Annotated in this window: 19 protein-coding genes; 7 read left to right on the top strand and 12 right to left on the bottom strand. The window is 72.3% G+C overall.

Features of this window, described 5'->3' with window-relative positions:
* Positions 1-147: 147 nt before the first annotated feature.
* The gene (locus ABZ934_RS04480) at positions 148-3,951 is read left to right on the top strand and encodes a bifunctional glycosyltransferase family 2 protein/CDP-glycerol:glycerophosphate glycerophosphotransferase (protein ID WP_361308363.1); all 3,804 of its coding nucleotides are present in this window, start codon (positions 148-150) and stop codon (positions 3,949-3,951) included.
* Positions 3,952-3,988: 37 nt separating this feature from the next.
* Positions 3,989-5,437, top strand: coding sequence for a hypothetical protein (locus tag ABZ934_RS04475; protein ID WP_361308361.1), 1,449 nt, complete (start codon positions 3,989-3,991; stop codon positions 5,435-5,437).
* On the opposite strand, the gene ABZ934_RS04470 is transcribed toward ABZ934_RS04475, so the two are convergent.
* The 6 genes from ABZ934_RS04470 to ABZ934_RS04445 form a co-directional block, all read right to left on the bottom strand.
* Positions 5,434-6,354 (bottom strand): endonuclease/exonuclease/phosphatase family protein, encoded by a 921-nt coding sequence (locus ABZ934_RS04470; protein WP_361308359.1) that lies wholly within the window; start codon positions 6,352-6,354, stop codon positions 5,434-5,436. The two genes, ABZ934_RS04475 and ABZ934_RS04470, sit on opposite strands and share 4 nt — an antisense overlap.
* A gap of 118 nt (positions 6,355-6,472) precedes the next feature.
* A complete protein-coding gene (locus ABZ934_RS04465) occupies positions 6,473-8,602 on the bottom strand; it encodes a 3-hydroxyacyl-CoA dehydrogenase NAD-binding domain-containing protein (RefSeq protein WP_361308357.1) in 2,130 nt (709 codons plus the stop codon).
* Entirely contained in the window at positions 8,599-9,825 is a 1,227-nt protein-coding gene (locus ABZ934_RS04460) for an acetyl-CoA C-acyltransferase (protein ID WP_361308355.1), read from the bottom strand. The genes ABZ934_RS04465 and ABZ934_RS04460 overlap by 4 nt, the downstream gene beginning before the upstream one ends.
* A gap of 691 nt (positions 9,826-10,516) precedes the next feature.
* On the bottom strand, positions 10,517-11,788 hold the full coding sequence (locus ABZ934_RS04455) for a ribonuclease D (RefSeq protein WP_361308353.1): 1,272 nt from the start codon (positions 11,786-11,788) through the stop codon (positions 10,517-10,519).
* 147 nt (positions 11,789-11,935) lie between these two features.
* The gene (locus ABZ934_RS04450) at positions 11,936-12,598 is read right to left on the bottom strand and encodes a response regulator transcription factor (protein WP_007267191.1); all 663 of its coding nucleotides are present in this window, start codon (positions 12,596-12,598) and stop codon (positions 11,936-11,938) included.
* 273 nt (positions 12,599-12,871) lie between these two features.
* Entirely contained in the window at positions 12,872-13,528 is a 657-nt protein-coding gene (locus tag ABZ934_RS04445; protein ID WP_361308351.1) for a DUF3000 domain-containing protein, read from the bottom strand.
* 91 nt (positions 13,529-13,619) lie between these two features.
* On the opposite strand from ABZ934_RS04445, the gene hemE reads away from it, so the two are divergent.
* Complete coding sequence (gene hemE / locus ABZ934_RS04440) at positions 13,620-14,684, top strand: uroporphyrinogen decarboxylase (protein WP_361308349.1); 1,065 nt, start codon at positions 13,620-13,622, stop codon at positions 14,682-14,684.
* A gap of 205 nt (positions 14,685-14,889) precedes the next feature.
* Here the strand turns inward: hemE and ABZ934_RS04435 are convergent, their stop codons facing one another.
* The gene (locus ABZ934_RS04435) at positions 14,890-16,272 is read right to left on the bottom strand and encodes an FAD-dependent oxidoreductase (protein WP_361308347.1); all 1,383 of its coding nucleotides are present in this window, start codon (positions 16,270-16,272) and stop codon (positions 14,890-14,892) included.
* A 154-nt stretch (positions 16,273-16,426) separates the two neighbouring features.
* On the opposite strand from ABZ934_RS04435, the gene hemG reads away from it, so the two are divergent.
* Both hemG and hemQ read left to right on the top strand, forming a co-directional pair.
* Positions 16,427-17,887, top strand: a complete 1,461-nt coding sequence (gene hemG / locus ABZ934_RS04430; RefSeq protein ID WP_361308345.1) for a protoporphyrinogen oxidase — start codon at positions 16,427-16,429, stop codon at positions 17,885-17,887.
* A gap of 23 nt (positions 17,888-17,910) precedes the next feature.
* Positions 17,911-18,624 carry a hydrogen peroxide-dependent heme synthase gene (gene hemQ / locus ABZ934_RS04425; RefSeq protein ID WP_361308343.1) on the top strand — a complete coding sequence of 238 codons (714 nt, stop codon included), beginning with the start codon at positions 17,911-17,913 and terminating at the stop codon, positions 18,622-18,624.
* Between the two features lie 113 nt (positions 18,625-18,737).
* On the opposite strand, the gene ABZ934_RS04420 is transcribed toward hemQ, so the two are convergent.
* From ABZ934_RS04420 to ABZ934_RS04405, 4 genes are all read right to left on the bottom strand, one after another.
* Positions 18,738-20,378, bottom strand: a complete 1,641-nt coding sequence (locus tag ABZ934_RS04420) for an alpha/beta hydrolase (protein WP_361308341.1) — start codon at positions 20,376-20,378, stop codon at positions 18,738-18,740.
* A gap of 126 nt (positions 20,379-20,504) precedes the next feature.
* Positions 20,505-21,536, bottom strand: coding sequence for a TIGR04222 domain-containing membrane protein (locus tag ABZ934_RS04415; protein ID WP_361308339.1), 1,032 nt, complete (start codon positions 21,534-21,536; stop codon positions 20,505-20,507).
* Entirely contained in the window at positions 21,533-22,852 is a 1,320-nt protein-coding gene (locus ABZ934_RS04410; RefSeq protein ID WP_361308337.1) for a DUF692 domain-containing protein, read from the bottom strand. The genes ABZ934_RS04415 and ABZ934_RS04410 overlap by 4 nt, the downstream gene beginning before the upstream one ends.
* Positions 22,853-22,983: 131 nt before the next feature.
* Entirely contained in the window at positions 22,984-23,757 is a 774-nt protein-coding gene (locus ABZ934_RS04405; RefSeq protein WP_361308335.1) for an aminoacyl-tRNA hydrolase, read from the bottom strand.
* A 71-nt stretch (positions 23,758-23,828) separates the two neighbouring features.
* Between ABZ934_RS04405 and ABZ934_RS04400 the strand changes: the two genes are divergently transcribed.
* Positions 23,829-24,503 carry an AIM24 family protein gene (locus ABZ934_RS04400; protein WP_361308333.1) on the top strand — a complete coding sequence of 225 codons (675 nt, stop codon included), beginning with the start codon at positions 23,829-23,831 and terminating at the stop codon, positions 24,501-24,503.
* Positions 24,504-24,571: 68 nt separating this feature from the next.
* Positions 24,572-24,808, top strand: a complete 237-nt coding sequence (locus ABZ934_RS04395) for a hypothetical protein (RefSeq protein ID WP_361308331.1) — start codon at positions 24,572-24,574, stop codon at positions 24,806-24,808.
* A 53-nt stretch (positions 24,809-24,861) separates the two neighbouring features.
* On the opposite strand, the gene ABZ934_RS04390 is transcribed toward ABZ934_RS04395, so the two are convergent.
* A complete protein-coding gene (locus tag ABZ934_RS04390; protein WP_361308329.1) occupies positions 24,862-25,767 on the bottom strand; it encodes a polysaccharide deacetylase family protein in 906 nt (301 codons plus the stop codon).
* Positions 25,768-25,779 lie beyond the last annotated feature (12 nt).

Here is a 25,779-nt window from a genome sequence, read left to right as displayed (position 1 = left end):
ACCGCATCTTTAACCGATTCACCCCGCTCGGGTGTGATGCAGTCGGGGATTTTGTCACTGTTGAACGTGATCTAGTATGTGCCTAACCCGTGAAGGACAGATAAGTGATCACATCTGTTCTCGTTGGCGTCAGACTGCGTTCACGGGGTGGATACGCCGCTGAGGGGCGCGTCATCGGAGGAGCACGTGTTGTCGCCAAGGCCTCGGTTGAGTGTCGTCGTCCCGTTCATGGACGTCGAGGAATACCTCGACGAGTGTCTGGAATCGATCGCGCGGCAGACCTTCACCGACCTTGAGGTCATCCTCGTCGACGACGGCTCGACCGACGACTCGACACGCATCGCCGCCGGTTTCTGCGCCCGCGACCCCCGCTTCCGCCTCATCCGCCAGCACTCCCAGGGCCCCGGACACGCGCGCAACACGGGCATACGCGCGGCGCACCCGGAGGCCGAGTTCCTGGCATTCGTCGACGGCGACGACGTCATACCCGAGTACGCCTACGAACTCCTCGTGCGCCGGCTCGAAGGCTCGGAGTCCGACTTCGTCTCGGGCAATGTCCAGATGATGAACTCCACCAAAAAGTGGCAGTCACCCCTGCACAAGACGCCGATGGCGAAGGAACGTCGCCACACGCACATCACGCGGTTCGAGGCGCTCATTTACGACCGCACCGTGTGGAACAAGCTCTTCCGGCGGTCTTTCTGGGACTACCACTTCCTGGAGTTCCCCGAGGGCGTCCTGTACGAGGACTCCTGGGTCAACATGGTCGCCCACTTCCGCGCCGCCAAGGTCGACGTCATCACCGACTTCGTCTACTTCTGGCGGCGCCGCGACGGCTCCTCGGCCCCCTCCATCACGCAGCGCCACACCGAGCTGACCAACCTCCGCGACCGCGTCGCCGCCGTGCAGTCCGTCAGCCGGTTCCTCGGCTCCCACCGCTCGCGCGCCTTCACCGAGCACAAGCGCAAGTACGACCTCGCCTGCCTCAAGTCGGACCTCATGCTCCACCTGAAGGTGCTGCCCGACGCGGACGAGGAGTACCACAACGCCTTCATGGAGTGGGCCAACCAGTTCCTCGACGAGGCCGACGAGGACATCATCGACGAGCTGCCCGCCGACGCCCGCGTGAAGTGGCACCTGGTGCGCTGCGGCAAGTTCGAAGAACTCATCGAAGTCATCGAGTTCGAGCGCAAGGGCGGCCCGATGCCCGTGCGCCGCCGCTTCCACCGCTACCTCAACTACCCCCACCTCGGCGACCGCAACGTCGGCCTGGACAAGAAGGCGTACCGCCTCGACAAGGAGCTGTCCCCCCACGGCCAGGTCGCCGACATGGCGTGGGTCGACGAGGAACTGCACATCAAGGGCGCGGCGTACATCCGCTTCATCAACGTGCACAAGCGCCGGATGTCTGTGAAGGCCATCGCGCTGCGCAACAAGAAGCAGGGCCGGACCCTGGTCAACGTCGCGAAGACCACCTACTACCCGCAGGCCACCGAGCAGTCGGGCCAGAGCCGCTACTGCTACGACTGGTCCGGCTTCGAGACCAGTTTCGACGTCACGCGCCTCAAGCAGAAGGGCAAGTGGGTCGAGGGCACCTGGGACGTCGCCGCCGGCGTGCTCAGCCGCGGCCTCTTCCGGTACAAGGGGCTGGCCCGCGGTAGTGCGGGAAGCGCCGCCTCCCCGCCATACATCTACGTCGACAAGAACATCCGCGTCCTGCCGCTCTTCCTCCAGGGCAGCCTCAAGCTGCGCGTGGAGGTCGTCCGGTGCCGGATCACCCGCCACCGGATCGTCGGCAACCAGATCGAACTCGGCGGCGTGTACCTGGGCCCGAAGGTGCCGGAGTGGGGGAAGTTCCGGGTGCGCAGCCTCGCGGGCGCCGCCCAGCACGACTCCTGGGTCCAGTTCGCCGCGGGCGGGGAGGGGTGGTGCACCTTCGTCACCCGCGTCCCGCTGGCCAACCTCGTGCCCGGCTCGCGTTCCGACGCGGACGGTGGCGCCCCCGCCTCCTGGGACATGGGCAGCAACGGGTGGAAGACCACGATGCACGTGGAGGGCCGCAAGACCCCCCTGTATCCCGTGATGGCCGAGGACACCGCCGACGGCCACTACCGCATGCCCCGCGACCTCCAGGACGCGGACGGCGACCGCGAGATCGTCGTCCACCGCAACGGCTCGGGGTACCTCGTGCTCTTCGAGCGCGCGACCCTCCCGATGGCGACCCGCGTGCACTGGCGGGAGGAGGACGGCGCGCTGGAGATCGACGGCTACTACGCGGCCGTCGACCGCCTCTCCCACCACGACTACACGGCCTCCCACCTGGTCGTCCGCTCGCGCGCCCAGGGAGCCGAACGCGCCTTCCCCATCACCTGGTCGGGCGGGTCCTTCAGCGCGGTCGTGCGTCCCGCCGAGGTCCGCACCCTCGCCGGCACCGTTCCGCTCGCCTCCGGCCGCTGGGACTTCTTCCTGCGCACCCAGGACCCGTCCTCGGTCGCCCGCGAGGACCGCCGCGAAGACCGGATGATCAAGCTGGAGCAGGACCTGATCCGGGCGCTCCCCGGCGAGCTGGAGGACCCCGCCGGACGCCGCTACGAGGTCCAGGCCGAGGCATACGACCGGCTCTCCCTCCTCGTGCACTCCGCGATGCCCGACACCGCCCGCGGCCCCTACCGGCAGAAGCTGCTGCGCACCGAGACGTACCCCGCCGCCCGGCGCAAGCCGGTCCTTCCCGCGGTGCTCTTCGACGCCTTCAAGGGCACGCAGTACTCCGACAGCCCGCGCGCGCTGCACGAGGAACTCGTCCGGCGCGGGACCCCGCTGGACCACCTGTGGGTCGTCAAGGACGACCAGGTCGACGTGCCCCCCACCGCCCGGGCCGTCCGCATGTGGTCGCAGGAGTGGTACGAGGCCCTGGCCCGGTCGAAGTACGTCGTCGCCAACAACCACCTCCCCGACTGGTTCCTGAAGCGTGACGACCAGATCGTCGTCCAGACCTGGCACGGCACGCCGCTGAAGAAGATCGGGCACGACATCGAAGCCGTGCACTTCGCCGACCAGCGCTACCTGGAGCGCGTCGAGAAGGAGGTGCAGAACTGGGACATCCTGGTGTCCCCGAACAGCTTCTCGACCCCGATCCTCCAGCGGGCCTTCGGCTTCCCCGGCGAGATGCTCGCCTGCGGCTACCCCCGCAACGACATCCTGCGCCGCCCCGGCGTGCAGGGCCGGGCGGAGGCCATCCGCCGCAGCATCGGCCTGCCGCCCGGCAAGAAGGTCGTCATGTACGCCCCCACCTGGCGCGACGACCAGTTCTACGCACCCGGCAAGTACAAGTTCGACTTCAGGATCGACCTGGACGACGCCCGCGCACGCCTGGGCGCCGACCACGTCCTCATGGTCCGCCGGCACCCGAACGTCGTGGACCCGGTCCCCGGCGCGGGCGACGGGTTCGTCTTCGACGTGTCCGACTACCCCGACATGGCGGAGCTGTCGCTCATCACCGATGTGATGATCACCGACTACTCGTCCCTGATGTTCGACTTCGCCAACACCGGGCGTCCGATCCTCTTCTTCACCTACGACCTGGAGCACTACCGCGACACGCTGCGCGGCTTCTACTTCGACTTCGAGCAGAACGCCCCGGGGCCGCTGCTCTTCGACTCCGAGCAGCTGATCTCCGCGATCAGGCACGCCGACCAGGTACGGGCCAACTACGACGGGCACTACCGGCGGTTCCAGCAGGACTTCTGCGACCTCGACGACGGATTCGCCTCCGCGCGACTGGCCGACCGGCTGCTCGTCGCCGGGGGAGACCTCGACGAGAGCCAGGCCCAGGCGCCCGCCCCCGGCGCGGGCCTGGCGCCCGCCGCCGGACACCGGGCCCTCGCCGGGGTGCCCATGCAGCGGGAAGCACACATGACGAGCGCCGACGTGTCGGCCTGGCCCGGCCGCTAGGTCTTGCCAGACCTTCGACAGGAGAGAATTCCCCCACATGTCCCAGGCAGCGAACAGTCGTCAGATCGTCACGGGAGTCGACGATTCCGGCGAGGTCCCGGTCGAGTACCGCTTCTCCCACGCGAAGAACGGCAACCGCCACCTCCTCGTCGTGTTCGCCAACTTCGCGGCGACGGACGACTACGGCTGGTGCAACGGCATTCTGGACAAGACGCAGTCCAACATCCTCTGGATCCGGGACGTGCTCGACGGCCGCAACACCTACTACCTGTGCCGCGCCCTGGACTTCGCGGTGGAGCGGTCCGTGGCCGCCGTCATCACGCGCGTGATGAACGCCCTGGGACTGAGCCCCGACGCCTGCACCATGTTCGGCGGTTCCAAGGGCGGTTCGGCGGCGCTGTACTTCGGCCTCAAGTACGGCTTCGGCAACATCGTGTCCGTCATTCCGCAGTTCCTCGTCGGCAGCTATGTGGGCGCGGAACTCCCGGCGGTGGCCCAGCACATGATGGGCGCAGTCACCGACGAGAACGTCCGGTACCTCGACGCCGTCCTGCCTGACCTGGTCCAGCGCAGCCCGAACCGGCGGGCCAACATCTACGTGCTGTCCTCGCCCCAGGACGAGCAGTTCCCGGTACAGGTCGAGCCCTTCCTCGCACTCTTCCAGGGGTACGAGAACTTCAACCTCATCTTCAACGACTCGGTCCTCATCGAGAACCACGCGAAGGTGACCTACTGGAGCATCCCCACCATCATGGGGCTGATCGGCATGCTGGTCAGCGGCATCGCCCCGCGCATCGGCATGGTGAAGATCGGCGGGGAGCAGCCCGGCCGCGACACCTCCGCCATCGACAGCTACCTCTCGGCCACCTCGCAGATACGAGACGACTCGGTGTTCCCCCGGCCCGCGGTCCTGGCCCCGGCGCACGAGGGGCTGCTGCCCGAGAACCAGGTCCTGCTGGCGGGAACCGCCGTGGGCGCCGTACGGGTCAGCCTCTGGGAGAACGGCAAGTACCTCGACTCGGCCCCGGTGGCCGCCGACGGCAGTTGGAGCTGGGAACCGACCACCCCGATGCGCAAGGGCCGGCACGCGGTCCGCCTGTTCGGCGTGGACCCGAGCAACCTCCACTCGGACCGCGTCGAGGTCGCCTTCACCGTCGTGGACCGGACCATGGCCCCCGCCGCGCTGCCGAGCCAGCCGAACCCCCCCGTGGTGGTCTCACCGGAGTTCCACGGGCAGCAGGGTCCCGCGGTGCAGTTCACGGGCTTCGCGCCGGGCGCGGTGCAGGTCGGTTTCCGGGAGCGGGGCGCCGTCCTCGGTGTGTGCCCGGTGGCCCAGGACGGCGCCTGGTTCTGGGACGCGGGCTGGGCCTGGCCCGAGGGCCCGCACGCGGTCGAGTTGGTCGCCCTGGACGTGAACGGCGTCGAATCCGCTCCCGCCGTGGCCTCGTTCACCGTACAGGGCATGTACGCCGCCCCGAGGTTCTAGGACGACGGAGCGTCCCCGAGGGGCACGCGCAGCACCAGCGCGCGGTGGTCCGACACGCCCCAGGGGGCGAGTTCGCAGCCCGACCGGGTCAGCGAGGTGAAGAGGTAGTCGATCTTGTCGCCGTCCTCGTGGGTGGGCCGCCCCGCCCGTGAGGACCCCCGCTGGTCGCACTCGCGCAGCTTGGAGTACAACTCGGACGGCCACATCCACGTGTTGGGGTTGTCCTGCCCCGGCGGTACCGCGTTGAAGTCCCCGCCGACCACGGCCCGCTTCCCCACGGACACGCGGACCATCTCCCGCAGCTGGTCGCCCCGCAGTTCCCGGTCGTCGCCCTTCGGGGTGAGGTGTGCGGAGCAGACGCGGATGTCCTCCGCCGCCAGCGAGGCGCATAGGACCCCCCGCTGGACTCCTTCCTTCGGCTGCGGGGTGGGCAGGAGGAAGACCTTCGTCAACTCGGAGTGGGCCAGGATCGCGAACCCCGCGCTGCCCCGGTCCGGGTTCTCGCAGAGCACCGGGCTGCGGTCCCCGGTCTTGGCGACGGTGACGTAGGGCCGGAAGGAGGTGTGCCAGGTCGCGCCGAGCCTGCCTGCCACCTGGGAGAGATCACCGGAGCAGACCTCCTGGAGGAGGACCGCCCGCGTGTTGGCGGCCGACGCCAGCTTCCAGAGCTCCTCGGTCCTGGCGGTGCCGGCCATGTCCTTGCAGTCCCACTGCGGGACGCCGCACATGTTCCACGTGACGAACCGGGCGTCGTGCGCGGCGGCCGACGGCAGCTCGGACGGGAGGTCCGCGGACCGGTCCTGCCGCTGCCCGCTCGCGTGAACGCCGTAGACCGCGCCCAGGACGCACACCAGCGCACCCGCCACGGCCGGGACGAGTGCCCGGCGCTTACGGAACAGACGGGTCTCCCAGGGCATCTCCGCATCATAGGCCAGTGATCGGATCGTCGGACGACCTGGTCAGAACGTACGGCTGCCCGCCCGCGGAGGTTTCCGCGGGCGGGCAGCCGGATCGTGCGGGCTGGTGCCGGGGGTGCTACGCGGGCACGCTCGCCACACCCGGAGCCAGGAACTTCTTGCCGTTCACCCGCTCAGAGACGCCCTCGCGGTCCAGGTACGGCGTGATGCCGCCCAGGTGGAAGGGCCAGCCGGCGCCCGTGATGAGGCAGAGGTCGATGTCCTGGGCCTCGGCCACGACACCCTCCTCCAGCATCAGACCGATCTCCTGCGCCACCGCGTCCAGGACGCGGTCGCGCACCTGCTCCTCGGTCAGGACCGAGTCGCCCTGCACCAGGAGGGCGGCGACCTCGGGGTCCAGCTCCGGCTTGCCGGAATCGTAGACGTAGAAGCCGCGCTTGCCGGCCTTGACGACGGCGGCGAGGTTCGGGGAGACGGTGAAGCGCTCCGGGAAGGCGCGGTTCAGGGTCTCGGAGACGTGCAGACCGATCGCCGGGCCGACGAGCTCCAGCAGCACCAGCGGCGACATCGGCAGACCGAGCGGCTCGATGGCCTTCTCCGCGGTCTCCACCGGGGTGCCCTCGTCGATGACGTTCTGGATCTCGCCCATGAAGCGGGTCAGGATGCGGTTCACCACGAACGCCGGGGCGTCCTTGGTGAGGACCGCGGTCTTCTTCAGCTTCTTGGCGACGCCGAAGGCGGTGGCCAGGGAGGCGTCGTCGGTCTGCTCGCCGCGGACGATCTCCAGCAGCGGCAGGATCGCGACCGGGTTGAAGAAGTGGAAGCCGACCACGCGCTCCGGGTGCCGGAGCTTGGAGGCCATCTCCGACACCGACAGCGAGGAGGTGTTGGTGGCGAGGATCGCGTGCGCCGGGGCGACCGCCTCGACCTCCGCGAACACCTTCTGCTTGACGGACATCTCCTCGAACACGGCCTCGATGATGAAGTCCGCGTCCGCGAAGCCCTCGGCCTTGTCCAGGACACCGCTCACCAGGGCGGTCAGGCGGTTGGCCTTGTCCCGGTTGATGCGGCCCTTGTCGAGCAGTTTCCGGATCTCGGCGTGGACATAGCCCACACCCTTGTCCACGCGCTCCTGGTCGATGTCGGTGAGGACCACCGGCACCTCAAGGCGGCGCAGGAACAGCAGCGCGAGCTGCGAGGCCATCAGACCCGCGCCGACCACGCCGACCTTGGTGACCGGACGGGCCAGGGACTTGTCCGGGGCGCCGGCCGGGCGCTTGGCGCGCTTCTGGACCAGGTTGAACGCGTAGATGCCGGACCGCAGTTCGCCGCCCATGATGAGGTCGGCGAGCGCCTTGTCCTCGGCGTCGAAACCGGCCTGGAGGTCGCCGTCCTTGGCGGCCGCGATGATCTCCAGCGCGCGGTAGGCGGCCGGGGCCGCGCCGTGCACCTTGGAGTCCGCGATGAAACGGCCCTTGGCGACGGCCGCGTCCCAGGCGTCACCGCGGTCGATGTCCGCGCGGACGACCTCGGTCTCGCCGTTCAGGACGCGGGCGGTCCACAGCAGCGACTGCTCCAGGAAGTCCGCACCCTCGAACAGGGCGTCCGCGATGCCGAGTTCGAAGACCTGCTTGCCCCGCAGCTGCCGGTTCTGGTTCAGCGAGTTCTCGATGATCACCGAGACCGCGCGCTCCGGGCCGATCAGGTTCGGCAGCAGGGCGCAGCCGCCCCAGCCGGGAACCAGGCCGAGGAAGACCTCGGGGAGGGAGAACGCCGGGATGGCCTTGGAGACGGTGCGGTAGGTGCAGTGCAGACCGACCTCGACACCGCCGCCCATCGCGGCCCCGTTGTAATAGGCGAAGGTGGGGACGGCCAGGGCCGACAGCCGCTTGAAGACGTCGTGGCCGCCCTTGCCGATGGCGAGCGCCTCGTCGTGGTTCTTGAGGAGCTCGACACCCTTGAGGTCGGCGCCGACCGCGAAGATGAACGGCTTGCCGGTGATGCCCGCGCCGACGATGGAACCGGCGGTTGCCTCCTGCTCGACCTGGTCGATCGCCGCGTTCAGGTTGGCGAGCGACTGCGGGCCGAAGGTGGTCGGCTTGGTGTGGTCGAAGCCGTTGTCCAGCGTGATGAGCGCGAAGCGCCCGGCGCCGAACGGCAGGTCCAGGTGGCGCACGTGCGCCTGGGTCACGACCTCGTCCGAGAACAGCTCGGCCGCGCCCTTGAGGAGCTCAGTGGTGGTGCTCACTTGGAGTCTCCCTCGGCGTTGAAGTTCGGGTTCTCCCAGATGACCGTGGCGCCCATGCCGAAGCCGACGCACATGGTCGTCAGGCCGTAACGGACGTGCGGCTGCTCCTCGAACTGGCGGGCCAGCTGCGTCATCAGGCGGACGCCGGAGGAGGCGAGCGGGTGGCCGAACGCGATCGCGCCACCGTACTGGTTCACGCGGGCGTCGTCGTCGGCGATGCCGTAGTGCTCCAGGAAGGCGAGGACCTGGACCGCGAACGCCTCGTTGATCTCGAAGAGACCGATGTCGTCGATCGTCAGACCGGCCTGCGCGAGGGCCTTCTCGGTGGCCGGGATCGGGCCGTAGCCCATGACCTCCGGCTCGACGCCCGCGAAGGAGTACGCGACCAGGCGCATCTTGACCGGGAGGTTGTTCTCCCGGGCGAAGTCCTCGGACGCGATGATCGCGGCGGTGGCGCCGTCGTTGAGACCGGCGGCGTTGCCCGCGGTGACCCGGCCGTGCGTACGGAACGGGGTCTTGAGGCCGGCCAGGTTCTCCAGCGTGGTGCCCGGGCGCATCGGCTCGTCGGAGGTGACCAGGCCCCAGCCCGTCTCGCCTGCGGCCTCGTTGGTGTTGCGCACCGAGATCGGGACCAGGTCCTGCTGGATCTTGCCGTCGGCGTACGCCTTCGCGGCCTTCTCCTGCGAGCGCACGGCGTACTCGTCGGCGCGGAGCTTGGTGATCGTCGGGTACCGGTCGTGCAGGTTCTCGGCGGTCATGCCCATGAACAGCGCGGACTCGTCGACCAGCTTCTCGGAGACGAAGCGCGGGTTCGGGTCGACGCCCTCACCCATCGGGTGGCGGCCCATGTGTTCGACACCGCCGGCGAGGGCGACGTCGTAGGCACCGAAGGCCACACCGCCCGCGACGGCGGTCACGGCGGTCAGCGCACCGGCGCACATGCGGTCGATCGAGTAGCCCGGGACCGACTGCGGGAGGCCCGCGAGGATGCCGGCCGTACGGCCCAACGTCAGGCCCTGGTCGCCGATCTGCGTGGTCGCGGCGATGGCGACCTCGTCGATCTTCGCGGGGTCCAGGTCCGGGTTGCGGCGCAGCAGCTCCCGGATCGCCTTCACGACGAGGTCGTCGGCGCGGGTCTCGTGGTAGATGCCCTTCGGGCCCGCCTTGCCGAACGGGGTGCGGACGCCGTCGACGAAGACGACGTCCCTGACGGTACGAGGCACGTTGGCTCTCCTCCAGGTGCGGGATGGCACTGCTGCGCGTGGCGACGCCCATTGAGCCGGGCTCACTGAGCGGGCGCTCACCCGGCCCATGCTACTTGCGGGTAACCAATGTGCACACCCCCGCCCGGAACAGCGGCGAAGGTCACACTCCCGCCCGGCCCGCCAAGCCCGCGCGCCCCGGCCGCGCGCCCGGCCGATCGGAGCGCCCGCGAGGCCCCGAACGGGTTGCGCGGCAGGTCGGCCCGGTCAGGTCCACGGGAACCGCAGGCCGCGGGCGCGGACCCTGACCGGGCCCGGGCCGCCCCCCGGACCCGCCGACACCAGGGAGCCCCGCGATGCCCGCACCTGTCGACACCGACCACTACGTGTCCCACAACTCGACCATCCCCGCGAACGCGAGCCAGATGGTCAACCTCTTCGTCCGTCAACGCAAGGGCACCCCACCGGCGGGACGCGCAGACCCGTCCTCATGCTGCACGGCCGCAGCGTCCCGGCCCTGGCCGGCTTCGACCCGCGAGCCACCAGGTGCCCTGGGAGCGCCAGGCGAACCTGGTGCACACCATGTCCGAGCACCGGCTCAAGCAGGGCAAGGTCGAGGGCGCGACCTCGGGTGCCTACGACCGGGACGAGGACGGGGTCCTCACGCCCATGGTGTGAGGACCCCGCGCACGCCTGCGGTCGGCCGGCCGGATCAGGCGGTCGCGGTGAGGGCCTCGACCAGGGCCGGGGTGACCTGCTCGACCTGCCAGGGGCGGGCGCCGTAGCCGGCGAGGGCCTCGGAGACCGCCTCCGGCTCCAGCCGCTGCGGCGGCTCCCAGCACAGCCGGCGGACCGTGTCGGGGGCGATCAGGTTCTCCTGCGGCAGGTTCAGCCCCTCCGCCAGCGCGGAGACGGCGGCCCGGGCCGCCGACAGCCGCGCCGCGGCGGCCGGGTCCTTGTCGGCCCAGGCGCGCGGCGGCGGCGGGCCGGCCGGGGTCGCCCCCGGCTGCGGCAGCTCGCTCTCCGGCAGCGTCCGCGCCCGGTCCACGGCGGCCATCCACTGCTCCAACTGCCGGCGCCCCATCCGTTGCCCGAAACCGGGCAGCGCGGACAGCGCGGTGGCGTTCGCCGGGAGCGCCAGGGCCGCCTCGACGATCGCGGCGTCCCCGAGCACCTTGCCCGGCGAGACGTCGCGGCGCTGGGCGATCCGGTCGCGCGCCTCCCACAGTTCCCGTACGACGGCCATCTGCCGGCGCCGGCGCACCTTGTGCATGCCGGACGTACGGCGCCACGGGTCCTTGCGCGGCGGGGCCGGCGGCGCGGAGGCGATGGCCTCGAACTCCTGGTGGGCCCATTCCAGCTTGCCCTGCCGGTCGAGTTCCTTCTCCAGCGCGTCCCGCAGGTCCACCAGCAGCTCCACGTCGAGAGCGGCGTAACGCAGCCACGGCTCGGGAAGCGGGCGGGTGGACCAGTCGACGGCGGAGTGGCCCTTCTCCAGCACGTAGCCCAGCACGCCCTCCACCATCGCGCCCAGTCCGACCCGCGGGAAGCCGGCCAGTCGGCCCGCCAGCTCGGTGTCGAAGAGGGAGGTGGGGGTCATGCCTATTTCCCGCAGGCACGGCAGGTCCTGGGTCGCGGCGTGGAGGATCCACTCCGTACCGGTCAGGGCGTCGCCCAGCGTGGACAGGTCGGGGCACCCGACCGGGTCGACCAGCGCCGATCCGGCACCTTCGCGGCGTAGCTGCACGAGGTACGCGCGCTGGCCGTAGCGGTATCCGGAGGCGCGTTCGGCGTCGACGGCGACGGGTCCGGTGCCCGCGGCGAAGGCCGCGACCACCCGGGCCAGGGCCTGGTCGTCGGCGACCACCGGAGGGATGCCCTCGCGGGGTTCGAGCAAGGGAATCGGCGCCTTGTCGACGTCGTCCGGGGGGCCGCCCCCGGTGGTGGTGCGCAGGTCTGCTGCGGTCTCTTGGGCGTCGGTCACCGCTCAAGGGTATCCGTGGATGTGACGCGCCCGTCGCCGGAACGTTCCGTCGACGGGCGCGGGAGTGGAGCCGGGGTGGAGCGGGGGTGCGGGGCGGACGTTTCCCGGGGGTTCCCCGGGACGTCGCCCAGGAGCCTCCGGGCGGGGTCAGTGGATGATCCCGGTCCGCAGTGCGACGGCGACCATCCCGGCCCGGTCGCCGGTGCCCAGCTTGCGGGCGATCCGGGCGAGGTGGGACTTGACGGTCAGGGCGGACAGGCCCATCGAGACGCCGATGGCCTTGTTGGACTGGCCCTCGGCGACGAGGCGCAGGACCTCGACCTCGCGGCCGGAGAGCTCGCGGTAGCCGCCCGGGTGGCTCGGGGCACCCGGGGGGCGGCGGTGCATGCGGGCGGCCGCGGCGCCGATGGGGGCGGCGCCGGGACGGGTGGGGAGCCCGATGTTCGTGCGGGTGCCGGTGACGACATAGCCCTTGACTCCGCCCGCGAGGGCGTTGCGTACGGCGCCGATGTCGTCGGCGGCCGACAGGGCCAGGCCGTTCGGCCAGCCGGCGGCGCGGGTCTCGGAGAGCAGGGTGAGACCGGAACCGTCGGGCAGGTGTACGTCGGCCACGCAGATGTCGCGTGGGCTGCCGACGCGGGGGCGGGCCTCCGCGATGGACGACGCCTCGATCACATCACGTACTCCGAGGGCCCACAGATGGCGGGTCACGGTGGAGCGGACGCGCGGGTCGGCCACGACGACCATGGCCGTCGGCTTGTTCGGGCGGTAGGCGACCAGGCTTGCGGGCTGCTCGAGAAGAACGGACACCTAGGCCTCCTGGGGGAGTGGCGGGGCGTCCGGCTCGGGGAAGGAAGCCGGTGCGCACCGTGCTGATGGTCACTGACTCCTTCGGCACGTCACCCGCCCGGCTTTAGGGAATGATCACGATTTGGTGAGTAACAATTCGGGCAATTCGGACGCTTGATCGATCAAGCGATGATCAGAAGGCCGCAACGGGCGCCCTCTTCTGACCGTCCGGTACTCCGGACCGGGTCCGTCTGACGGGCCTCCGCCCGTCCCGTGGGCCGTACGGCCCCTCCGCTACGGGTGGTGCGGGCCGCGTCGCTGTGGCAGGGAGACCACACCCGTGCCGGAGTCCGTCGGACCCACCGGCGGCAGCCCGGCGATCTGACACAGCAGCTCGCACCAGGCCGACAGGTGCGCCGCGGTGTCCGGCACCCCGCCCACCCCCTCGCGGGGCGTCCAGGAGGCCCTGATCTCGATCTGGGTGGCCGGGCGCCGCTCCGAGAGACCGCCGAAGTAGTGCGAGCTCGCCATGGTCACGGTCCCGCTCGCCTCCCCGTACGTCAGCCCTCGCGCGTCCAGCGCCCCCGTCAGCCAGGACCAGGAGACCTCCGGCAGCAGCGGGTCCCCGGCCATCTCCGGCTCCAGCTCCGCCCGTACGAGCGTCACCAGCCGGAAGGTGCCCTGCCAGGCGTCGTGCCCGGCCGGGTCGTGGAGCAGGATCAGCCGGCCGTCGGCCAGGTCGTCCTCGCCGTCGACGACCGCCGCCTCCAGCGCGTAGGCGTGCGGCGCCAGTCTCTGGGGCGGCTTCGTCGGCTCCATCTCGATGCCCGTGCGCAGCCGTGCCTTCTTCAAGCCGTCGACCGCCCGCCGGAACGGGAGCGGGACGGAGCTCTCCTTCGCGCTGTCCATACCGTCAGCGCCATCTGAAAATCGTCCCTGAGCCGCAGCCATGCGGGGAAGACTAGGCGGAACGAGCGCCCGTACGGCGCAGGGACACCCGCACCGGGCCGCGCACTTCTTCATACGTGCGAAGATTTGCGGCGTGAGCGCCATTGACCGCCCGAAGGGCCAGCCGAGTCAGACGTACGATTCCGCCTTCCTGAAGGCGTGCCGGCGAGAGCCGGTGCCGCACACCCCCGTGTGGTTCATGCGGCAGGCCGGGCGCTCCCTTCCCGAGTACCGCAAGGTGCGCGAGGGCACGGCCATGCTGGAGTCCTGCATGCGGCCCGACCTGGTCACGGAGATCACGCTCCAGCCGGTACGGCGCCACAAGGTGGACGCGGCGATCTTCTTCTCCGACATCGTGGTGCCGCTCAAGGCGATCGGCGTCGACCTGGACATCAAGCCGGGCATCGGCCCGGTCGTCGCCCAGCCGATCCGCCGCCGCGAGGACCTCGCACAGCTGCGCGACCTCACCCCCGAGGACGTCTCGTACGTCACCGAGGCGATCGGCATGCTCACGGGTGAACTGGGCTCCACGCCGTTGATCGGCTTCGCCGGCGCGCCTTTCACCCTCGCGAGCTACCTCGTCGAGGGCGGCCCCTCCAAGAACCACGAGCACACCAAGGCCCTGATGTACGGGGACCCGCAGCTCTGGGCGGACCTGCTGGACCGGCTGGCGGAGATCACCGCCGCGTTCCTCAAGGTCCAGATCGAGGCCGGCGTCTCCGCGGTCCAGCTGTTCGACTCCTGGGTCGGCGCGCTGGCCCCGGCGGACTACCGGCGCTCGGTCATGCCCGCGTCCGCGAAGGTCTTCTCCGCCGTCGAGTCGTACGGCGTCCCGCGCATCCACTTCGGCGTCGGTACCGGTGAGCTGCTCGGCCTGATGGGCGAGGCCGGCGCGGACGTCATGGGCGTCGACTACCGGGTCTCGCTGGACGAAGCCGTCAAGCGGGTCGGCCCCGGCAAGGCGCTCCAGGGCAACCTGGACCCGGCCGTGCTGTTCTCGACCCCCGAGGCCGTCGAGGCCAAGGCGGACGAGGTCCTCGCGGCCGCCGCCGGCCTGGAGGGCCACGTCTTCAACCTCGGGCACGGCGTCCTGCCGACCACGGACCCGGACGCCCTGACCCGCCTCGTGGACTACGTCCACACCCGCACGCAGCGCTAGTCCTGTCCGGGCGGGGCGGAGGGGCCGCTGCGCGGAGCCAGCCCCTCCCCGCCCTTCCTGCGTTCCCTGGGGCTCCGCCCCAGACCCCGCGCCTCAAACGCCTGCGGGGCTGGTCTTTCCAGCCCGTCCGGCGTTTGAGGACCGGGTCCGGGCGGAGCCCGGTGAACGGAGGAAGGGCGGGGAGGGGACGGCCCCGCAGGGCCGCCTATGCCTCCGCCGCCCGCACCCCGGACACCGCCTTGCGGGCCGCCACCAGGATCGGGTCCCAGACCGGGGAGAACGGCGGCGCGTAGCCGAGGTCCAGGGACACCACCTGGTCCACCGTCATCCCCGCCGTCAGCGCCACAGCCGCGATGTCCACCCGCTTCGCGGAGCCCGCGCCGCCGACGATCTGGACACCGAGCAGCCGGCCCGTACGCCGCTCCGCCAGCATCTTGACCGTCATCTTCGCCGCGCCCGGGTAGTAGCCCGCCGTCGTGGTCGACTCGATCGTCGCCGTCACGAAACGCAGCCCCGCCGCGAGCGCGTCCTTCTCGCGCAGGCCCGTGCGCGCGATCTCCAACTCGCACACCTTGCTCACCGCCGTCCCCACCACCCCCGGGAAGGTCGCGTAACCCCCGCCCACGCCCGAGCCGATCACCTGCCCGTGTTTGTTGGCGTGCGTGCCCAGCGGGATGTGCCGGTTGCGGCCCGCCACCAGGTCCAGGACCTCCACGCAGTCGCCGCCCGACCAGATGTTCTCGTACCCCCGGACCCGCATCGACAGGTCCGTCAGCAGCCCGCCCGACTCGCCGAGCGGCAGACCCGCCAACCGGGCCAGGGCGGTACGCGGCTCGACGCCGATGCCCAGCACCACCACGTCCGCCTGGAACTCCGCACCCGACGCCGTGGCCACCGCCACCGCGCGGCCCTCTTCGTCCGTGAGGATCTTCGTCACCTCGGCGCCGGCCACCGTACGGATGCCCATGCGGTTCATCGCGCCGTGCACCAGGGCGCCCATGTCCGGGTCCAGGGTGGCCATCGGCTGCTCACCGCGGTGCAGCACGGTCACCTCGAAGCCCCGCCCGACCAGGGCCTCCGCCATCTCCACGCCGATGTAGCCGGCGCCGACCACGACCGCCCTGCGGCCCGAGGTCCGCTCCAGGGTGTCCATCAGGCGCTGCCCGTCGTCCAGGGTCTGCACGCCGTGCACCCCGTGCGCCCCGATGCCGGGAAGACGCGGACGGATCGGCCGGGCGCCCGTCGCCAGCACGAGCTTGTCGTAGCCCGTCCAGCTCTCCGCGCCCGATTCGAGGTCCCGGGCGCGCACCCGCTGCCCCGCGAGGTCGAGTTCGACGACCTCGGTGCGGGTGCGCAGGTCGATGTCGCGGGCCCGGTGCTCCTCGGGGGTCCGGGCGATCAACGCGTCCCGCTCCGCGACCCGCCCGCCGACCCAGTAGGGGATGCCGCACGCCGAGTAGGACGTGAAGTGCCCGCGCTCGAAGGCGGTGATCGCCAGCTCCGCCGGGCCCTTCAACCGCCGGGCCTGTGAGGCGGCGGCCATCCCCGCCGCGTCGCCGCCGACCACCACCAGTCGTTCCGCTGCCATCGTCCGCACCGTCCTCCGCCCGCACCACCGTTACGTGGGGGACACGCTACGGGCGAACGGCCGAATGGGTGTTCCGTTCCCGACCGCCTCCGGCCACGAGCAGTGGGGTCCGGCGCGTTGATCGGTCCGAGACCCGGTCTGAGACGATGTGTTCATGCACGAAGCGGACATGCGTACGGACCGACCGGGACCCCGCGGTCACGTCGTCGTCATCGGCGGCGGCATCGCCGGCCTCGCGGCCGCCCACCGGCTGCTCGGCGACGGCGTACGCGTCACGCTCCTGGAGGCCGGCCCGCGCCTCGGCGGCAAGCTGCACGCCGGAGAGCTGGCCGGGGCCCCCGTCGACCTCGGCGCCGAATCCATGCTCGCCCGCCGCCCCGAAGCCGTGGACCTGGCCCGGGCCGTGGGGCTCGGCGACGCGCTCCAGGCGCCGGCGACGGCCACCGCCCACCTGTGGACGCGTGGCGCGCTGCGCCCCATGCCGCGCGGCCATGTCATGGGCGTCCCGGGCGACTTGGCGCCCCTCGCCGCCTCCGGGGTGCTGTCAGCCGAAGGCATGGCCCGGATCGCGGCCGAGCCGACGCTGGCGCCCGCCGAGATCGGCGAGGACGTCGCCGTCGGCGAGTACGTCGCGGCCCGGCTCGGCCGCGAGGTCGTCGACCGGCTGGTGGAACCCCTGCTCGGCGGCGTCTACGCGGGCGACGCCTACCGGATCTCCATGCGGGCCGCCGTGCCACAGCTCTACGAGGCCGCCCGCACCCACGCGCTGCTCGGCGACGGCGTACGGGAACTGCAGCGCCGGGCGGCGGCACTGCCCCGGGCGGCCGGCCCCGTCTTCGCCGGCATCGAGGGCGGCATCGGAAGGCTCCCGCTCGCCGTGGCCGAGGCGTGCCGGGCCGCCGGAGCGCGCCTGCACACCTGCCGCCCCGTGCGCGAGGTCCTGCGTACGCCCGATGGCTGGCGCGTGGTCGCCGGGTCCGAGGTCATCGAGGCCGACGGCGTGGTCCTGGCCACCCCGGCCGGGGCCACCGCCCGGCTGCTCGACACGCTCGCGCCCACCGCCGCCGCGGAGCTGCGCACCGTCGAGTACGCCTCGATGGCCCTGGTGACGCTGGCCTTCCGGCGCGCCGACCTGCCGCCCGCTATCACCGACGGCGGCGCCAGCGGGTTCCTCGTACCGCCCGTCGACGGCCGCGCCATCAAGGCGTCCACCTTCTCCGGCAACAAGTGGGCCTGGTCGGGCGCCGATCCCGACCTCTTCCCGCTGCGCACGTCCGTCGGTCGCTTCGGCGACGAGGCCTTGCTGGAGCGCGAGGACACCGAGCTGGTCAAGGTCTCCCTGCGCGACCTCGGCGAGGCCGTGGGCCTCGCGTCCCGCCCGGTCGCCTCCACCGTCAGCCGGTGGGACGGCGGCCTGCCCCAGTACCCCGTCGGCCACCTCGCCCGGGTCGCCCGGATCCGGGCCGCCGTCGCCGCCCTGCCCGGCCTCGCGGTGTGCGGCGCGCTCTACGACGGGGTGGGCATCCCGGCGTGCGTCGCGAGCGCCGGCAAGGCCGCCGACACGGTGCTCGGCGCGCTCGGGGGCGCGTTCGGCACCCCTGGCACGGACCACTGATCAGCACACGGGACAATGGACACATGACTGCACCAGAGAAGATTCCCAACGCGGGGAAGAAGGCGAAGGACCTGAACGAGGTCATTCGCTACACCCTGTGGTCCGTCTTCAAGCTGAAGGACGTTCTCCCGGAGGACCGCACCGGCTTCGCCGACGAGGTCCAGGAACTCTTCGATCAGCTGGCCGCCAAGGACATCACCGTCCGCGGCACCTATGACGTCTCCGGCCTGCGAGCCGACGCGGACATCATGATCTGGTGGCACGCGGAGACGGCGGACGAGCTCCAGACCGCCTACAACCTGTTCCGCCGCACCAGGCTCGGCCGCGCCTTGGAGCCGGTCTGGTCGAACATGGCCCTGCACCGCCCGGCCGAGTTCAACAAGTCCCACATCCCGGCCTTCCTGGCCGACGAGAACCCGCGCGACTACGTCAGCGTGTACCCCTTCGTGCGCTCCTACGACTGGTACCTGCTGCCCGACGAGGACCGCCGCCGCATGCTCGCCGACCACGGCAAGATGGCCCGCGGCTACCCCGACGTGCGCGCCAACACCGTCGCCTCGTTCTCGCTCGGCGACTACGAGTGGCTGCTGGCCTTCGAAGCCGACGAACTGTGGCGCATCGTCGACCTCATGCGTCACCTGCGTGCCTCCGAGGCGCGTATGCACGTCCGTGAGGAGGTGCCCTTCTACACCGGGCGCCGCAAGTCCGTCGCCGATCTGGTCGCCGGGCTCGCCTGATACCTCCCCTGGGGGGAAGGACCGGCGCAGTGCCCCCGTGACTGGGGGGTGGCCGCCGGTGATCGGGAGGCCCCGCCCCCGAATCGACGCAGCCGGAGATCCCGCCCGGAAGTTCAGACGACCGGCGGCAGTGCCCTGGGAGCATTCCCCGGGGCGTCCGCCGCCCGCTCGTCCAGCGACACCGGTGCGGGCTCCGGATGCGGCGCACACGTGACACTGCGCCCCGGGGTGTCACCCGTCAGCAAGTACCGCTCCACGTGCGCGTCGACGCAGTCGTTGCGACCGCCGGCCACGCCGTGGGTTCCCGCCCCCTCCTCCGTGACCAGCGCGGCCGACGCGCCGAGTCGCTGCCGCAGCTCCAGCGCGCCCCGGTAGGGGGTCGCGCCGTCCCGGTCCGCCGCCACGATCAGGGTCCGGGGGAGCGCCGGCCGCCCGGCCCCGACGTCCACCGGGCGCTGTCGCCGGAGCACCGGCCAGGACGCGCAGGGCAGGTTGAGGAACGCGTTCGTCCAGGTCTCGAAGGGCGCCCGGCGCGCCACCTCGGTGTTGTCCCGGTCCCAGGTCTCCCAATCGGCGGGCCAGGGGGCGTCATTGCACAGCACCGCCGTGTAGACGGCCGTCGCGTTCTCCGCCGCGACGGCGCGCGCCGGGTCCGGCGCGGCCTGCTCCGTCAGCGGGCCCGGGTCGCCGCGCAGGAACGCCGCCAGCGCCCGCGCCCGGTCCGGCCACACGTCGTCGTAGTACGCGGTCTGCAGGAAGGCGGCGTGGAGTTCCCCCGTCCCCACCACCCCGCCGGCGGGGGCCCGGGCCACCGCGTCCCGGACGCGTGCGTAGGCGGCCAGCACGGCTTCCGGGGTGGCGCCGAGGCCGTACGCGGCGTGGTGGCGGGCGACCCAGGCGCGGAAGTCGTACCAGCGCCGCTCGAAGCCGGGGCCCTGGTCGAGGTTGTTCCGGTACCAGATGCGGCGCGGGTCCGGGTCGACCGCCGAATCGAAGACCATCCGGCGCACCCGGTCCGGGTAGCGGGTGGCGTAGACGGCTCCCAGGTACGTGCCGTACGAGGCTCCCATGAAGCTCAGCTTCGGCTCGCCGAGCGCGGCGCGGAGCACGTACAGGTCCCGGACGTTGTTCAGGGTCGTGTAGTACGGCAGCGCGGCGCCGGCCCGCAGCGCACAGCCGAGGCCGTACGCCCGGGCGGCGGCGAGGCGTTGCCTCTTGTACGCGGCCGAGGGCTCGGCCGGGACCTGGGGGGTGGGCGCCTCGGCGCGGACGGCGGGATCCTGGCAGGACAGCGGCGCGGAGTGGCCCACCCCGCGCGGGGCGTAGCCCACCAGGTCGTAGGCGGCGGCGACGCGCTCCCAGGCGGGCAGGGTGCCGAAGAGCGGGAAGGTCATCCCGGAGGCACCGGGTCCGCCCGGGTTGTAGACGAGCGCGCCTTGGCGGACCGCCCCGCCGCGCCCGGTGGCCGGGACTCGACTGACGGTGAGGGAGATCCGGGGGCCGTCGGGCCGGGCGTAGTCGAGCGGGACGCGCAACGTCGCGCACCTGACGGGATCGGGCAGCGCCTCGATGTCGGGGCAGGGCCCGAAGAGGAGCGGCGGGGGCGTGCGGGCGACGCGCTCGGCGCCGGCCGCCTCGGCCGCCTCGACCTCCCGGTCGGGGCCCCCGTGGGCCGCCCGGGCGGGGACGGGACCGGCCAGGACGAGGCACAGCACCGCCGCGGTGACCGTGCGGCGTGTGAGTTTCCTCCGCATGGCGGACCCCTCATCTCATCGGCTGGTCCGATCAGATGCCGTCCGGTCACGCCTGTACAGCACCGCGCCCCGGGTGTCGCCCCCGCTCCCCCCTTTGCCGTAGCACGCGCACCGCATGATGGCCGGTCAGGAGCCGCTGGAGCAACCGGAACTCGACGAACAGCTCGAACCCGACGAGCAGCTCGAACCCGACGAGCAGCTCGAACCTGACGAGCAGCCGGACCCCGAGGAACAGGCGGACCCCGAGGAGCCGCAACTCGAACCGGCGCCCCCGCAGGAGGAGCCGGAGCTTCCGCCGTCGGTCGCCGCACACCACACGAGCGGCGCGACGTCGGCGGCCGACACGGACGAGCCGGAACCAGCGCCCGCGCCCGCGCTCCGCCGCGCGCCCGACTGCGCCGCGGCCAGGCGGGTACCGCGGGCGGCCGGTACCAGTTGCTGCCGCAGGTACGGGTCCCGCAGCCCGCGCAGCCCGAACAGGGCCGTCCGGACCCGCGGGGTCCGGTCGAGCGCGTACCGGGCCCGTATCGCGCCCAGCGCCTCCCACCCCGTCGGGGTGATCCGCTGCCGGGCGCGGCGGGCGCCGCTGACGCCGAACGTGACCCCGGCGATCAGAACGGGCAACACCTCGAAGATGAAGGGAACTTGGAACCCGGACTCCGGATCCCACGTCACGAAGGTGAGCACCATCGACGGCGGCACCAGCAGCGCACACACCACCGCCTGGACCAGCCCCCAACGGCGCCGCCCGCGCCCCGCCCCGGGCACGGCGATCAGCCCCCGGTCGGCCAGGGCGTCCCCGGTCTCCTGCACGGCCGGGTCGACCATCGCCGCGTACCGCACCTGGTAGAGCCACCCCGAGGGTGCCTCCCGCAGGGCCTGGAGCACGGCGCGCTCCGCGACGTCGGCGCCCCGCACCCCTGGCCGGGCGTGCACGATGCCGGGGCCGCCGACCACCAGCCGCCCGTCGCAGAGCAGGGAGACGAGCGCGCTGTCCACGACCGCCCCCGGCCCACCCACCAGGAACGCCGCCTCGGAGAGGTCGTGCAGGTACGGCGCCGAACCGGACGACGCGGACCGCCGCCCGAGCGGGCCGCGGAAGAGCAGCACGGTGGAGGCGGCCACGGCGAGCCAGACCGCCAAGGCCAGTGCGTTCACGCCGCCCTCCCCATGAGCGTCCGCGCCCAGCGCGCGATCCGGCCGGACGGCCGCGCCCCGGCCCGCTCCCGCCACCACGCGGTGAGCCGGCGGCGGGCGGCCGGGTCGGCCGGGAGCCCGCGGATCAGCAGGTGCTCGGCGAAGTCCAGGGCGTCACGGCGGTATCCCGCCGCCATCGGGCGGCCGCGTGCGTACCCGAGGAACGCGGTGCGGTACGCGTCCGCGCCGCCCAGGATCGCGGGCAGCTCCGGCGCCAGCTTCGCCACCACCGACCCCCGCTTGGCGGCCAGCGCCCGGCTCTGGACCCGGATGCGCTGCCGGTCGAAGCCCTCCGGTACGGGCGTACCCGCGACGAGCGCCGAGAGCAGCGCGGCCTGCCGCAGCCCGAGCCGGGTCCGGGCAGCGTCCGTGCCGGCTCCCGTCACGGATTCCGGGGCCGGGGCCGGGTCCGGGTCCGGGACAGCGACCGCGGACCTCGGAGCGCGGTGGCCCGGGGCGGTCCCGGCCGCCAGCACCGTGCGGATGGCCCGCAGTTCCCCCTCCAGCTCCGCCTCCGGCGGGAAGTCGTCGTCCCGCTCCAGCAGGACCCCGGCCGGCTCGACCCGCTCCCGCAACCGCGCCAGTACGTCCAGCACCGCCCCCGGCACCGGGTGCGCGTGCGTGTCGTGCCACACCCCGTCCCGCTCCACGCCCCCGGCGACGTGCACGTACGCCAGTGCCTCCGGCGGGATCGCGTCCAGCACGGCCGTCGGGTCCTCGCCGCGGTTCACCCGGTTGGTGTGGAGGTTCGCCACGTCGATGAGCAGCCGCACCCCGGTCCGCTCCACCAACTCGGTCAGGAACCGGGCCTCCGTCAACTCGTCCCCGGGCCACGCGAAGAGCGCGGCGATGTTCTCCAGCGCCAGCGGCACCGGCAGCGCGTCCTGCGCGATGCGGACGTTCTCGCAGAGCACGTCCAGCGCCTCCCGGGTGCGGGGCACCGGCAGCAGGTGCCCGGCCTCCAGCGCCGGCGAGGAGGTGCGTACGTACGCGATGTGCTCGGTGACCAGCGGCGCCCCCAACGCCACCGCCCGCTCCCCGAGCGCCGCCAGCTTCCCGGCGTCCGGCCGGTCGGCGCCGCCGAGGCCCAGGGAGACCCCGTGCGGGACGACGCGGACGCCGCGCTCCAACAGCCGCGTCAGCGAGTCCGGCAGGTGGCCCGGGCAGATGTTCTCCGCCACCACCTCGACCCAGTCCAGGCCGGGCAGCCGTTCCACCGCTTCCGCGATCTCCGGCCGCCAGCCGATGCCCACCCCCAGGTGTGCCACGGGCTTCATGTCCCCCGCCCCCCCTTCCATCGGTCCGTACGCCGATGTGATGGCCCCGGCGGGGTTCCGCCAACCCGCCGGAGGGGACGTTCAGAGCAACATTTGAGGTTCCGCCGCGACCCGGCCCCCCACCGGCGGACCTACAGCCGGGCCCGGAGCGCCGGGTGGTCGGAGACGACCGTGCAGGAACCCGGCGCGATCTCCGTGAACCCCGCGTCCCGGACCACCGGCAGCCCGCTCCCGCTCAGCTGCGCCCACCGCTCGCGCGGGGCCGTCCGTACGGCCAGCCGGAAACCGGAGTCCCGCCACGCGTCGCGCTCCGCCGGTGTCAGCTCCCACCAGGCCAGTTGAGCCGCGTGCCCGGCCTGGGCCATCGCCTTGCCGGCCGACATGTCCAGGTCGGGGTTGAGCCACAGCACCGGTACCCCGGGCGCCGCCGGGGCGGCCGGCTCCGGGTCGTCGAGGTCGGTACCCGACACCTGGAGCTTGGCCAGCTCCTTGGGCCAGCCGTCGAGCGGCACCGGCGGGAACACCCGTACCTCGGTCGTCGCCCCCGAGGGGCCGTCTCCGTGGACGGTGACCCCGGGCAGCGTCCCGGCCTTGCGCCACTCCGCCCCGCGAGCCCGCCGGACCACCTTTCGGATCCGGGCGTCCTGCCAGTCGCGGACCGCCTCGGCCCACTCGCCGTCGCCGTGCGAGCGCTCGTCCGTCAGCAGCACCAGCACCGCGCGGGCCGCCGTCTCCAGCGCGTCGGTCCGGGCCGGCGGCGAGGGCTTCTCGATCCGCACGACCAGCGGCAGCACGAACTGGGGGGCCTCGTCACGGGCCGCGTGCTCCCTGCGGAACGGGCTGTCGGCCCCCACGGCCGGTGCGGGGGCGGTGTCCTGGCGGGCCTGGATGTCCTCGGTGCTCATCCGGCCCAGTCTGCCGGCCTCCGACTTCAGGAGGATGCCGCAGGGGTGGCGTCCGGGCGAGGATCGAGCGCATGAAGAGTGATCTTTTCGCGTCCGAGAACCTGGTCCAGCCTTCCGCCGCACCCGGCATGACCCTCCAGAACGCCAAGTCCGTCAAGTACACCGTCAACGGGGAAATGCTGGCCCGCCAGGGCTCGATGGTCGCCTTCCGCGGCAACCTCCAGTTCGAGCGCAAGGGGCAAGGCATAGGCGGCATGCTCAAGCGCGCCGTGACCGGCGAGGGGCTGCCCCTGATGTCGGTGCGCGGCCAGGGCGAGGCATGGTTCGCCCACCAGGCCGCGAACTGCTTCATCGTCGAATTGGAGTCCGGCGACGCGCTGACCATCAACGGGCGCAACGTCCTGTGCTTCGACCCGTCGTTGTCCTACGAGATCAGGATGGTCAAGGGCGCGGGCATGACCGGCGGGGGGCTGTTCAACAGCCTCTTCACCGGCACCGGCAAGCTCGCGGTGATCTGCGAGGGCAATCCGATCATCATCCCGGTCACCGCCCGGGCGCCGGTCTACGTGGACACGGACGCGGTGGTGGGATGGAGCGCCTCCCTGGAGACCGGGCTGCACCGCTCCCAGTCGATCGGCTCGATGATCCGCGGCGGCTCCGGGGAGGCCGTACAGCTCAAGCTCAGCGGCGAGGGCTTCGTCATCGTCCGCCCCAGCGAGGTCACCGAGGCGCCCGCGGCACACTGAACGGCCCCTTCCGGACGAGGGCGAGCACCCCGAGGGCCGGCGCCCCGAGGGTGAGTACCCTCGTCCGCATGGACCGGGACGAGCACGACGAGCGCGACGAAGAGCGGAACCGAGAGCGGGACGACGAGCCGGACGCCCCCTACTGCCCGGCGCCGGCCCCGCCCGCCGGGCGGGTGGACGGCCCGCCGTACGCGGACTGCCTGGAGTGCGGCAAGCCCACCGAGTACGGGGTCGCCACCCCGGGCGTGGTGCTGTGCCCGGTGTGCGAGTGGCAGGACGCCCAGCGTTCCGCCTGCTCCGGATAGCCCGGACGACCGCTTCCGCCGGCGACCCGTTCCCCGGGCGGCGCGTTCCCGCCCTACTTCCCGATCAGGTCCGAGACCTTCACGAAGCGGTAGCCGCGCTTGCGCAGCTCCGGGACGACCTTGCGGACGGCTTCCTCGGTGACCGGGGCCGCGCTGCGCGTGCAGTGCATGACCACCACCGAGCCCGGCTTCACCCCGGCCAGCACCTGCTCGGCCACCGCGTCCGGGTCCTTGGCGAAGGCGTCGCCGCTGACCACGTCCCACTGCACGGCCGTCACCTTGGCCGGGGACAGCGCCCGCAGTGCCTGGTCGTCGTAGCACCCGCCGGGGAAGCGGAAGTAGGGGACCGTGTTGACCGCGCCCGCCTTCCGGAAAGCGGCGAAGGCCCGGTCCACGTCGGCCTTGGCGGCGGCGGCATCGAGCGCGGGGAGCCCGTAGCAGGGGGACTTGAAGGCGTGGTGGCTGTACGAGTGGTTGGCGATCTCGAAGTTGGGATCGGCGCCGATGGCCTTCGCCTGGTCCGGGTACTCCTCCGCCCAGCGGCCGGTCATGAAGATGGTCGCCGGCACCTTCAGGGACCGCAGCGACGAGATCAGCTGCGGATTGTCGAAACGTTCCCCCGAAGCGGCGCGCGGCCCCTGGTCGGAGGTCATGTCCGCGTCGAAGGTCAGCGCCACGGTCTTGTCGGTCCGCTGCTTCGCCCGTTCGAAGACGGGCGTCAGGCCGCTCGGACCGGGCGGCAGGACCGGGACCGCGGCCGGCGCGCCGGCCTTCGGCGAGCCCGAGCCCGAGGGCACGGCGGACGGGGAGGCGGGGGCGGGGGCCGCGGGGGCCGCGGGGGTGCCCATCCGGGCTTCGTTGGCGGGCTTCGGCGAGCCGGTGCCGCCCCCGCAACCGGCGAGGGCGGCACCGAGGGCGGCCACGGCCGCTGCTTTGCGCACTGCTACGGAGAGGGTCACGCCAGGCAAAAT

The organism is Streptomyces sp. NPDC046557, assembly GCF_040645975.1.
Taxonomy (GTDB): Bacteria; Actinomycetota; Actinomycetes; order Streptomycetales; family Streptomycetaceae; genus Streptomyces.
Note: the sequence above shows the minus strand (reverse complement) of the source record. Positions and strands in the feature narration are given on the sequence as shown.

Coding starts and splice junctions, on each gene's coding strand:
- ABZ934_RS04475 (WP_361308361.1), top strand. CDS start 3,989: ATGTCCCAGGCAGCGAACAGTCGTCAGATCGTCACGGGAGTCGACGAT.
- ABZ934_RS04470 (WP_361308359.1), bottom strand. CDS start 6,354: ATGCCCTGGGAGACCCGTCTGTTCCGTAAGCGCCGGGCACTCGTCCCG.
- ABZ934_RS04445 (WP_361308351.1), bottom strand. CDS start 13,528: ATGGCTGCGGCTCAGGGACGATTTTCAGATGGCGCTGACGGTATGGAC.
- ABZ934_RS04435 (WP_361308347.1), bottom strand. CDS start 16,272: ATGGCAGCGGAACGACTGGTGGTGGTCGGCGGCGACGCGGCGGGGATG.
- hemG (WP_361308345.1), top strand. CDS start 16,427: ATGCACGAAGCGGACATGCGTACGGACCGACCGGGACCCCGCGGTCAC.
- hemQ (WP_361308343.1), top strand. CDS start 17,911: ATGACTGCACCAGAGAAGATTCCCAACGCGGGGAAGAAGGCGAAGGAC.
- ABZ934_RS04420 (WP_361308341.1), bottom strand. CDS start 20,378: ATGCGGAGGAAACTCACACGCCGCACGGTCACCGCGGCGGTGCTGTGC.
- ABZ934_RS04410 (WP_361308337.1), bottom strand. CDS start 22,852: ATGAAGCCCGTGGCACACCTGGGGGTGGGCATCGGCTGGCGGCCGGAG.
- ABZ934_RS04405 (WP_361308335.1), bottom strand. CDS start 23,757: ATGAGCACCGAGGACATCCAGGCCCGCCAGGACACCGCCCCCGCACCG.
- ABZ934_RS04400 (WP_361308333.1), top strand. CDS start 23,829: ATGAAGAGTGATCTTTTCGCGTCCGAGAACCTGGTCCAGCCTTCCGCC.
- ABZ934_RS04395 (WP_361308331.1), top strand. CDS start 24,572: ATGGACCGGGACGAGCACGACGAGCGCGACGAAGAGCGGAACCGAGAG.